General features: G+C 64.7%; 12 protein-coding genes. 5 read left to right on the top strand and 7 right to left on the bottom strand.

What is annotated here, in order from left to right; all coding sequences use genetic code 11:
- Positions 1-25: 25 nt before the first annotated feature.
- Complete coding sequence (locus tag VGL01_RS16610; protein ID WP_331571202.1) at positions 26-865, top strand: PPK2 family polyphosphate kinase; 840 nt, start codon at positions 26-28, stop codon at positions 863-865.
- A gap of 66 nt (positions 866-931) precedes the next feature.
- On the top strand, positions 932-1705 hold the full coding sequence (locus VGL01_RS16605; protein WP_331571200.1) for an exodeoxyribonuclease III: 774 nt from the start codon (positions 932-934) through the stop codon (positions 1703-1705).
- A gap of 19 nt (positions 1706-1724) precedes the next feature.
- Here VGL01_RS16605 and VGL01_RS16600 read toward each other — a convergent pair whose 3' ends face one another.
- The 7 genes from VGL01_RS16600 to argB all read right to left on the bottom strand — a co-directional run bounded on the left by VGL01_RS16600 (position 1725) and on the right by argB (position 8496).
- Positions 1725-2735 (bottom strand): M48 family metallopeptidase, encoded by a 1011-nt coding sequence (locus tag VGL01_RS16600; RefSeq protein WP_331571198.1) that lies wholly within the window; start codon positions 2733-2735, stop codon positions 1725-1727.
- The gene (locus tag VGL01_RS16595) at positions 2732-4018 is read right to left on the bottom strand and encodes an AmpG family muropeptide MFS transporter (RefSeq protein ID WP_331571268.1); all 1287 of its coding nucleotides are present in this window, start codon (positions 4016-4018) and stop codon (positions 2732-2734) included. The genes VGL01_RS16600 and VGL01_RS16595 overlap by 4 nt, the downstream gene beginning before the upstream one ends.
- A gap of 38 nt (positions 4019-4056) precedes the next feature.
- Complete coding sequence (gene metW / locus VGL01_RS16590) at positions 4057-4689, bottom strand: methionine biosynthesis protein MetW (RefSeq protein ID WP_331571196.1); 633 nt, start codon at positions 4687-4689, stop codon at positions 4057-4059.
- On the bottom strand, positions 4686-5846 hold the full coding sequence (gene metX, locus VGL01_RS16585) for a homoserine O-succinyltransferase MetX (RefSeq protein ID WP_331571194.1): 1161 nt from the start codon (positions 5844-5846) through the stop codon (positions 4686-4688). Before metX ends, metW begins: the two co-directional genes overlap by 4 nt.
- 249 nt (positions 5847-6095) lie before the next feature.
- Positions 6096-6779 (bottom strand): nucleoid occlusion factor SlmA, encoded by a 684-nt coding sequence (gene slmA, locus VGL01_RS16580; RefSeq protein WP_331571192.1) that lies wholly within the window; start codon positions 6777-6779, stop codon positions 6096-6098.
- Positions 6766-7530 (bottom strand): pyrimidine 5'-nucleotidase, encoded by a 765-nt coding sequence (locus tag VGL01_RS16575; RefSeq protein WP_331571190.1) that lies wholly within the window; start codon positions 7528-7530, stop codon positions 6766-6768. The genes slmA and VGL01_RS16575 overlap by 14 nt, the downstream gene beginning before the upstream one ends.
- Before the next feature lie 66 nt (positions 7531-7596).
- The gene (gene argB / locus VGL01_RS16570; RefSeq protein WP_173255834.1) at positions 7597-8496 is read right to left on the bottom strand and encodes an acetylglutamate kinase; all 900 of its coding nucleotides are present in this window, start codon (positions 8494-8496) and stop codon (positions 7597-7599) included.
- A 210-nt stretch (positions 8497-8706) separates the two neighbouring features.
- On the opposite strand from argB, the gene VGL01_RS16565 reads away from it, so the two are divergent.
- The 3 genes from VGL01_RS16565 to VGL01_RS16555 are packed head-to-tail and all read left to right on the top strand — an operon-like array spanning position 8707 to position 10756.
- Positions 8707-8943: a cysteine-rich CWC family protein gene (locus VGL01_RS16565; RefSeq protein ID WP_331571188.1), complete on the top strand. Its 237-nt coding sequence runs from the start codon at positions 8707-8709 to the stop codon at positions 8941-8943.
- An 8-nt stretch (positions 8944-8951) separates the two neighbouring features.
- The gene (locus VGL01_RS16560) at positions 8952-10217 is read left to right on the top strand and encodes an ATP-binding protein (RefSeq protein ID WP_331571186.1); all 1266 of its coding nucleotides are present in this window, start codon (positions 8952-8954) and stop codon (positions 10215-10217) included.
- Positions 10214-10756, top strand: coding sequence for a response regulator transcription factor (locus VGL01_RS16555; RefSeq protein WP_331571184.1), 543 nt, complete (start codon positions 10214-10216; stop codon positions 10754-10756). Before VGL01_RS16560 ends, VGL01_RS16555 begins: the two co-directional genes overlap by 4 nt.
- Positions 10757-10758 lie beyond the last annotated feature (2 nt).

Here is a 10758-nt window from a genome sequence, read left to right as displayed (position 1 = left end):
GGCTTCGAAAGGCGTGAATGAAGTCATGGCAAAACAAGTGCATCTGGACGACTTCCGAGTCCCCTTCTTCGACAGCGGCAAGAAAAGCGACGCCTTCAATCTGACGGACTTCGATCCGGCCGGCAAGCCGTTCTCCGCCCGCTCGAAGCAGGCCGATCGCGAGCGGCTGGCGGCGCTCGCCGTCCAACTCGACGAAATGCAGGAGCGCTTGCACGCGCAACGCCGCGAGCGTGTCCTGCTGATCTTGCAGGGCATGGATACGAGCGGCAAGGACGGCACGATTCGCGCGGTGTTCCACGAGGTCGACCCGCTGGGCCTGCGCATCGTGCAGTTTCGCGCGCCGACACTCGACGAAGCCGCGCATGACTTTCTTTGGCGCGTGCATGTCCACGCGCCCGCGGCGGGCGAGCTGACGATCTTCAATCGGAGCCACTACGAGGATTTGCTCGTGCCGCGTGTGCACGGACAACTGAACGACGAGGCGTTCGCCGCCCGCACGCGCCATATCCGTCATTTCGAGGCGCTCCTTGCGGATTCCGGGACGGCGATTCTCAAGTGTTTCCTGCACATCTCGAAGGAAGAGCAGCGCGGCCGCCTGCAGGCGCGCATCGACGACCCGACCAAACATTGGAAATTCGACGTGTCCGATCTGGATGCGCGCAAACAATGGGATGACTACCAGAAGGCGTACCGCGATACGTTGGCGGCCACATCGACCGACTACGCCCCTTGGTACGTGGTGCCGGCGGACTCGAAATCGCATCGGAACGTGATGGTGGCGGCATTGCTGCTGCGCGTATTCGAAAGTCTTTCGCTCGAGTATCCGCCCGCCAAGGCGTCCCTGACGGGCGTGACCGTCGTCTGACGCGTGCCTCGGTATCGCGGGCCGCAGTCGAATCAACGAACAACGAGCAACGAAAGGAAAACGAGCATGCTGCGCGTGATTACCGCCAACCTGAACGGCATTCGGTCTGCCGCGAAAAAAGGCTTCTTCGAATGGTTCGGCAACCAGGAAGCCGATGTTCTGTGCGTACAGGAAGTCAAATGTTCGCAGGAGGACATGACGCCCGAGTTCCTTGCGCCGCACGATTTCACGGGCTATTTCCAGCACGCCGTCAAAAAGGGCTATAGCGGCGCGGGCCTTTACACGCGGCGCCAGCCCGACGATGTCGTCATCGGGTTCGGCAGCGCGGAATTCGATCCGGAAGGTCGTTATGTCGAAGCGCGTTTCGGCGAACTGTCGATCGTTTCGGTGTATGTGCCGTCCGGCTCGAGCGGCGACGAGCGCCAGCAGGCCAAGTACCGCTTCATGGGCGAATTCATGCCGCATCTGGCCAAGCTGCGCGAATCGCGCGAGGTCATTCTCTGCGGGGACGTCAATATCGTCCACAAGGAAATCGACATCAAGAACTGGAAGAGCAACCAGAAGAACTCCGGTTGCCTGCCCGAGGAGCGGGCATGGCTCACGACGCTGTTCGACGAAGTCGGTTATGTCGATGTCTTTCGCACGCTCGATCCGCGCCCCGAGCAGTACACGTGGTGGAGCAACCGGGGCCAAGCCTACGCCAAGAACGTCGGGTGGCGGATCGATTATCAGATCGCGACACCCGGTATTGCCGCGAAGGCCAAACGGACCTCCATCTTCCGCGACATCAAGTTCAGCGATCACGCGCCGCTTACCGTCGATTACGATCACTGGGGCTGATCGCGACGGGGCGTCGCGGTCAACGATCGCGCGTAGGCCGCGCCTTCGGCGATTTGACGCCGGGATAGTCGGGCAGCCGGTCGGGGTCGACGCCGCGCGCTTTCGCGTACTGCGCGAGCATGTCGGGCAGGCGCTTGATGATATCGAGCCTGCGTGCTTCGCTGTAAGGATGGATGTGAATGAAGCCGGTGCCACGGTCGCCGCGTGTCGCGTCGGCCAGCTTGTCCCAGAGCGAAAGCGCCGCGCGGGGATCGAAGCCGGCGCGCGCCGCGATGTCGGCGCCGATCACGTCGGCCTCCGTTTCGTCGGTCGCATCGTAGCGCATGGCCAGGATCGGACTGCCGAGGCCCGGCGCCTGGGGCGGTGAGCCGTCGAACTCGGTCACGCCGAACAGCTGCGGCAGCGGATCGGTACCGAACGGTGCCGCTTGTTGAGCGCTGAGCCGGTCGCGCACCTGCTCGCGCAGCGCATGGGCGATCATGTGGCCGAACAGTACGCCGAGTTCGTCGTCCTTGAGGCGCATGCGATCGAGCAGGCCGCTATAGACGACGAGCTTGCCGCCCGGCAGACAAAACATGCCGATCTCGCGCGAGCGTACGACGTTGACTTCCCATCGCCAATCCTTGACGCGCTCGCTCCATTTATCGCCGTAAGGCGCCACGCGCATGAGGATCGAATGCACGCGCTCGACGCGCGGGTCGCTCGCCGGCAGCAGACGTCCCTCGCCGCGCGCCCGCTCGATCAACTGCGTGTACTCGACGGCCGACTGCGCTTCGAGAAGCGGCGACGGAACGAGGCTGCGGAACGTCGGGCCGCTGCCGAAACGCACGGTCGCATTCGGCGCGAGTGGGCTCGATGCCGGGGCGGGTGCCGCGGCCGGCGCACTCGCCGCCGAGCTGGCGCCGGGATTGGCGGCCTGCACCGGTTGCGCCGCCAGCAACACGAGGGCGGCCGATGCCAGCGCGGGTATTCGCACGAGGGGCCGCACCGTGCAGTGGCGGGAACGGCGCGAGGTGGCCCCTCGCTTCATGCGCGCGAGTTCCATGGGGCTACTTTCGGCAATAGCAGCATGCCGGGTACCGCAAGCAAGGCGCAGAGAAAGAAATAGTCGAACCAGCCGATTTCCGTGACGATGTAACCGCTCGCCGCCGAGGCAAGCGTTCGTGGAACGGAAGCGAGGCTCGTGAACAGCGCGAATTGTGTCGCGGTGTAGCGCGGATCGGTGGTGCTGGCGATATAGGCCGTGAAGGCTGCCAGCGTCAAACCCGTGGCAAATGTCTCGAACCCGTAGATGAGCGCGAGTGCCGCGGGCGACGGGCCGATCTTGGCCAGCCAGGCGAAGCCGAGCGTGGAGACGATCTGTACCACGCCGAACACCCAAAGCCCACGGGCGATGCCGACTTTCACGAGCCAGGCGCCGCCGATGATGCCGCCCGCGAGGCTTGCCCAGAACGCCGTCGTTTTGGCGATCACCCCGATCGCGGTCTTGTCGAAGCCGATGTCGAGAAAGAACGAAGTGGACAGCGTGGTCGCCATCACATCCCCGAGCTTGTAGAGGAAGATGAACGCGAGGATCAGCAGTGCTGCGCTCCAGCCGTCGCGCGAAATGAACTCGGTGAATGGCTCCACGATAGCCGCGCGCAGGTTTTTCGGCGGCTTACCGCTGACCTGCGGCTCCCTCACCACGAGCGTCAGGACGATGCCCGGCAGCATGAATGCGGCGGTCGCAGCGAACACGACGGTCCACGGCAGGTGATCGGAAAGGATCAGCGAAAGCGAGCCCGGAATGAGCGCCGCGACCTTGTAGGCATTCACATGTATCGCGTTGCCCAGCCCCTGCTCGGTATCGGCGAGCAACTCGCGTCGATAGGCATCGATGACGATGTCCTGGCTCGCCCCGAAAAACGCGACGAGCGCCGTCAGTGCCGCGACGGTCCAGATTTCCTCGCGCGGCGACACGAACCCGAGCGCCGCGATCGCGCCGGCGACGAGCAACTGAGTAACGAGCATCCAGCCGCGACGGCGCCCCGGACGCCAGCCCGGCAGCCGTGGGACGTACCGGTCCATCAACGGCGCCCAGACGAACTTCCACGTATAGGGAAACTGGATCAGTGCGAACAGGCCGATTTCCTTGAGATTGACGCCTTCGGAGCGCAGCCAGGCTTGTACGAGATAGACGAGCGTAAAAAGCGGCAATCCCGACGTGAAGCCGAGAAAGACGCAAATCAGCATGTGCCGGTTCAGGAATGCCCGCCAGCCGGGATGGTCCTCGTGAGCGCCCAGCGGGGCATGCTCGTGCGGCGGGTTCGGAATATCTCGTTTGATAGGCGGCCTCTCGGATTGGTGCGGCGTCAGCCCGGGGACGGAACACCCGGTGCGGCGCGCTTCACGCGATAGACCGCAAGACTACCACGCCAGTTTCGGCCCCAGCGCACCGTCCGGCCTTCATGCAGGACGACGCGATCGAGGATCTCGATTCCCACTTCGGGAGCGAGCGCTTCGAAATCCTCGATCGTCAGTACGCGCACGTTCGGCGTGTTGTGCCATTGATAAGGTAGCGAACGCGAAACGGGCATGCGTCCGCACAGCACCGACAGGCGATGCGGCCAGTAACCGAAATTCGGAAAGGAGACGATGCATTCCTTGCCGACGCGCACCGTTTCGCGCAGGATCGCCGCCGTTTGATGGATCGTCTGCAGCGTTTGCGAGAGGATCGCGAAATCGAAGCTGTCGTCTTCGAAGAGTCGCAGGCCATCTTCGAGATTCTGCTGAATGACGTTCACGCCGTGCTTGACGCACGCCAGCACGCCGGCGTCGTTGATCTCGATGCCGTAGCCGCGCACCTCGAGCTCCTCGGTGAGCAGCGCGAGCAGCGTGCCGTCCGCGCAGCCGAGGTCGAGCACGGTCGAGCGGGGCTCGACCCAGCGCGCGATGGCGCGAAAATCGGCGCGTGTGGCGAGCGAATCGATAGCGGACTGGTTCATGCGCCGACCTCCTCGGCAATGCGCGCGTAATAGGCGCGTAGCAGATTGTGATAGCGCGCGTCGTCGAGCAGGAACGCGTCGTGACCGTGCGGCGCGTCGATTTCCGCGTAAGTGACTTGCCGCTTGTGATCGAGCAGCGCCTTGACGAGCTCGCGCGAGCGCGCCGGCGCGAAGCGCCAGTCGGTGGTGAAGCTGACGACCAGATATTTCGCGCGCGTCGCGGCGAGCGCGGCCGTCAGATCGCCGCCGAAAGCGCGGGCGGGATCGAAATAATCGAGCGCGCGCGTGATCAGCAAGTAGGTGTTCGCATCGAAGTAATCGGCGAACTTATCGCCCTGATAGCGCAGGTACGACTCCACTTCGAATTCGACCTCGAAGTTGAAGTTGTAGGCGGCGCCACCGGCGGCTCCGTTCTCGCCGTTCTCCCGCCGCAGCGCTCGGCCGAATTTCGTCGCCATGTCGTCGTCGGACAGGTAGGTGATATGCCCGATCATGCGGGCGACCCGCAGGCCTCGCCTCGGTTTGACGCCGTGAGCGTAGTAGTCGCCGCCGTGAAAATCCGGATCGGACAGGATCGCCGAGCGCGCCACTTCGTTGAACGCGATGTTCTGTGCCGAAAGCTTCGGCGTCGAAGCGATGTCGATGCAGTGCGCGATGCGCTCCGGATACATCGTGCTCCAGGCGAGCGCCTGCATGCCGCCGAGGCTGCCGCCCATGACGGCGGCGAAACGCTCGATGCCGAACGCATCGGCCACGCGCGCCTGCGCGTTGACCCAGTCCTCGACGGTCACGACGGGAAAACTCGCGCCATACGGGCGTCCGGTGGCCGGATCGATGCTCATCGGCCCCGTCGAGCCGAAGCACGAGCCCAGGTTGTTCACGCCGATGACGAAGAACCGGTTCGTATCGAGCGGCTTGCCGGGGCCGACGAGGTTGTCCCACCAGCCGATGTCCTTGGGTTGATCCGCATAGAAGCCTGCGACGTGATGGGAGGCATTGAGCGCATGGCAGACGAGCACCGCGTTCGAGCGCGCGGCGTTGAGCGTGCCATACGTTTCGACCATGAGATCGTAGCCTGCGAGCGTGCTGCCGTTTTGCAGCGCGAGCGGCTCATTGAACTGCATACGTTGTGGCGTGACGATACCGATCGATTCCATTCATTCCGCCTCATGACAGGGCGGCTAAATGGTGTCGGCGATGCGCGGGGCAAGGCGGGCGCGGCTGACGACCTCTTTAGCCGCATTTATAGTGAATCCCGTCTCGGGGGATTCGCGCGCCCGCAATCAAGTCGACAAATCGGCGCGCAGCTTGAGCTCGAACCCTCGAGCCACCCGACACGGTACCCCATGACCGGGGCCGCATCCAGCAAGCAGACGGCAAAGAATAGCGGAAATCCGGTGCTTGCGCTATTGGAGAATCAGCCGCAATTCGGCTTCGGCGTGTTCGGCCGGCGCGCGCGCAAAGCCGCTTCGCGCATAGCGGTGCCAGCGGCCGAGCACGTAGCTGACGAGCAGACTGGCTCGGAGCGCGGGATCGTAGTCGGCCGGCAGCGGCGCGGCCGCGTCGTGCGCGCCCTGGTTCGCCTCCATGAGCGCGACGCGCAGGCACTGCTTCACGGAGGTCTCCACGCGTTCGAGCATCTGCGTGACGCGCGCGCTCAGGCGTTCGTGCTCGCCGACGAGCGCCTCGCCCGTCAGCACCCGTGTCATGCCGGGATTTTTGGCCGCGAAGTTCAGCAGCATGACGCCGATCGCGCGCGCCTGCAGCACGCCGTTCGGCTCCTTGGCCGCGATCTGGTTGATGAGCCCGAAAAAGGTGCTTTCGATGAACTCGATCAGCGCTTCGAACATTTGCGCCTTACTCGCGAACTGCCGATAAAGCGCCGCCTCGGAGACGCCGAGCCGGGCGGCGAGCGCCGCCGTCGTGATTTTCTCGCCTTTCGGGGCTTCGAGCATCGTGGCGAGCGTCTGCAGGATATGCACGCGCCGCTCGCCCGGTTTCATGCGCGGCGCTTTGCCGGCCCCCACGGGGTTCGCTACACCTTCGGCCTCGCCGTCGAGGATCGCTGCTTGCCGTTCAGTCGAGCGCATGGGAGCTCCGCGAGATGACCCGTCGGAGCGATTTTAGCGAACGAATGCGGCTATCGATATAGTGGGGGCGTCCTGTACCGGGCATTCGAGCCGCGCGGCGCTCGCCGCCTGCGCCGCGCACCGGTGCGACGAGGTGTCCGACGATCCACACGGTGCCGATGCCGAGGCGCCGGTAGCGCTTCAGATGGGAGCGCGTATCTTCCACGAGCACGGCTTCGGCGAGCCGCACGCGCGCGGCTCGCAGCACGTGGCGCAGCATCGCGAGATCGGGTTTCGCGTGCCACTGGCCGCGCCGGCGCATATGTTCGATCGCGATGACTCGCTCGAACAGGCGCTCGATGCCGAGTTCATCGAGCACGGCCCGCGCGTAGCCCTCGGGCGCGTTGGTCAACACGATCTTGCGGCCCGGCAGCGCGTCGATCAGGCGCGCCAACCCCCGCTCGGCGCGCAGCATCTGGCGCAGTTCGGGCATCGCGTGCGCCACGCGCAGGAATTCGTGCGGATCGATCGGATGATGGCGCGCGAGGCCGAGCAGCGTTGCCCCGTAGCGCCGCACATAGGCGAGCCGCAATTCATCGGCTTCGGCGCGCCCGATGCCGAGCGCGTCGATGATGTAGCGCGTCATCCCCTCGTTGATCGACGGAAAGATCGCGTGCGATGCGCTATGGAGGGTGTTGTCGAGATCGAACAGCCAGACGGGGCCGCCGCCGCGATGTGCGGGACGGCGCCGGCGGGAAGCGGGAATTGGCATGACGTGGGCGGGCAGGGGGCGGCGCGGCGCGCCGGGGCCGCAGGCAGCCGCGCCGCGCTCGTGGCCTCAGTGAGAGCGGATCATCGTGCCGAACGGCTGCTCGGTCAGAATTTCCAGCAGCACCGAGTGCTCGATCCGGCCGTCGATGATGTGTACCGAGCGCACACCGCTTTTAGCGGCGTCGAGCGCCGAGGCGATCTTCGGCAGCATGCCGCCCGAGATCGTGCCGTCGGCGAAAAGCGCGTCGATCTCGCGTGCCGAAAGATCGGTCAGCAGATTGCCGGCCTTGTCCATGACGCCGGGAATGTTCGTCATCATGACGAGCTTTTCGGCATTGAGAACGACGGCCAGCTTGCCGGCCACGAGGTCCGCGTTGATGTTGTACGACAGGCCGTCCTCGCCGAAGCCGATCGGCGAAATGACGGGGATGAACGCGTCGTCCTGCAGCGCCTTCACGACGGCCGGATTGATCGCCTCCACCTCGCCCACCTGGCCGATATCGACGTACTGCCCGGGGTTGTCCCGATCCGGCATCATCAGCTTGCGCGCATGGATGAGGCCGCCGTCCTTGCCTGTCAGACCTACGGCCTGGCCGCCGAAGTGATTGATGAGCGTGACGATGTCCTGCTGGACTTCACCGCCCAGCACCCATTCGACGACTTCCATCGTTTCTTCGTCGGTCACCCGCATGCCCTGGATGAACGTGCCTTGCTTGCCGATCTTCTTGAGCGCCTGATCGATCTGGGGGCCGCCGCCGTGCACGATGACGGGATTGATGCCGACAAGTTTGAGCAAGATCACATCGCGTGCGAATCCTTGCTTTAACCTCTCTTCCGTCATCGCATTGCCGCCGTATTTGATGACGACGGTCTTGCCGTGGTACTGACGGATATAAGGCAGGGCCTCGGCCAGTATTTCGGCTTTCAGTGTAGGCGCGATCTGGGCGAGGTCGTGAGGCTCGGACATGGCGGCAAGCTCGGCAGGCAACAGGGGTTCGAACGAGTGGGACAGGCGAAAACAGGCCGAATTGTACAGGACTGGTGCTATGTTCCGCGGTTTTTGGTCGCAGGTCCCACGGCCGCATGCGGCTTGGCGGGAGGGCACGCATGCGCCGTGCCGGGAACGCTGGCATGATGCACTTGTCGTCCATGTTTCGGTTTTTTGCGGGCAATCGTCATGAGCCGTTCGCAGCACAAATCGCCCGAGTGCGCGGCGGCGCGCCCTGCCCGGTGTCCCCGGTGCGGTACGCCGTTCGATTGCGGCCGCGATGCGAAGCCCCTCGAGTGCTGGTGTGCTTCGCTGCCGCCGGTGGCGGCCGAGCGGCTCGTACCGGGGTGTGGGTGCCTGTGCCCGCGGTGTCTCGCCGAAGCGAGCGCGCCGCGCTGCCCGCCCACGCCTGCGTTTCCCGACTGAGTCTTTCGATGCACCGAATCACCAATACCGGCCGCGTGAACCTGGCCCATCTGTTCTGGCTCCGCTCGCTGGCCATCATCGGTCAGCTTGCGACGATCGCCGTCGTCGAGCAGTTCTTCGGCGTCCATCTGCCGCTGCCGGCGATGCTCGCGATCATCGGGCTCGAGGTGCTTTTCAATGCGTTGACCTGGGTTCGCGTCGCCAGCGCCCGGCCGGAAACCGATCTCGAGTTGCTCGGCCAGCTTTGGGTGGATCTCGCGGCGCTTTCGGGGCTGCTCTTTCTGTCGGGCGGCACGACGAATCCATTCGTTTCGCTTTATCTGCCCTCGCTTGCGATCGCCGCCGCCGTGCTGCCCTGGCGACACATGATCTGGCTGGCCATTTTTGCGATGTGTTGCTATGTCGCGCTCGGCTTCGATTCCGTGCCGCTCAATATGGACAACCCGGCCAATCTGTTCGATTACTACCGCGCCGGCATGTGGGTCAACTTCATGGTGAGCGTCGGGCTCATCGCCTGGTTCGTCGCACGCATGTCGAATGCGCTGCGCCAGCGCGACGCCGCGCTCGGCGAGGCGCAGCAGCGGCTCTTGCGCGACGAGCGCGCCGTGGCGCTCGGGGTGCAGGCGGCAACCGTCGCGCACGAGATGGGCACGCCGCTTTCGACGATCGCCATGCTGACCGAGGAGCTGCGCGTGTCAGCCCAGCACGACAAGGGACTCGCGCCCTATGCGCCGGACCTCGATCTGCTGGAGCAGCAGATGATGCTTTGCACGTCGGCGCTCGCACGGCTGCGCAGCCGTGCCTCCGAATCTTCGCATCGCGAAAATCTCGAGCAATGGTTGGGCGGTTTTTCCGAGCAATGGCGCCTGCGCCATCCCCACGTGAAATACGAGCGGCTCGGCGCACCTTGCGCCGAAGCGTGGGTCGACGATACGACGGCCGTTGGGCAGATCCTCACCATCCTTCTCGACAACGCGGCGCGCGTGAGTCGCGACAGCGTGACGCTTGCGGCGATGGTGTCGGCGGGCGTCATTGAATTCGAAGTGCGCGACTGCGGGCCCGGCATCGCGCCCGCGCTGCGTGCGCAACTCGGCGCGACGCCGGTCGATAGCGCCCAAGGCGGTCATGGCGTCGGGCTTTATCTCGCGTTTTCGGCGGCAGCGCGCCTGGGCGGCTCGATCGAGCTGGCCGATGGCGTGCCGCGAGGCACGCGCGCGATTCTGCGCGTGCCCGCCGCCTCTTCTTCATCCGATTCCAGGGAGACCCTACGATGAGCGACACCCCTTTTCTCGTCATCGACGATGACGAAGTGTTCTCGGGCATTCTTGCGCGCGGTCTGACGCGCCGCGGCTACGAGGTTCATCAGGCGCATAACGCGCAGGAGGCGATCCACCTTGCCAATGCACACAAGTTCGATCTGATCACGGTCGATCTGCATCTGGGCGGCGACTCCGGCTTGAACCTCGTCGCGCCGCTGCGCGAGCTTCAGCCCGACGCGCGCATGCTGGTGCTGACCGGCTATGCGAGCATCGCTACGGCTGTGCAGGCGGTCAAGGACGGGGCAGACAATTACCTTGCGAAGCCGGCCAATATCGAGTCGATCTTGAGCGCGCTGAAGGAAGAAGCGAGCGTCGAGCAGGCGGAAGCGGCACTCGAAAGCCCGGCGCTGCTTTCGGTGGCGCGGCTCGAATGGGAGCATATTCAGCGCGCGCTGGCCGAGAACGGCGGCAACATTTCGGCCACGGCGAGGGCGCTCAATATGCATCGGCGGACGCTGCAAAGGAAGCTGGCAAAGCGGCCGGTGAAGCAGTAGGG

The organism is Trinickia sp., from assembly GCF_036503415.1.
Classification (GTDB): domain Bacteria; phylum Pseudomonadota; class Gammaproteobacteria; order Burkholderiales; family Burkholderiaceae; genus Trinickia.
This window is presented reverse-complemented; position numbering and strand designations above follow the sequence as displayed.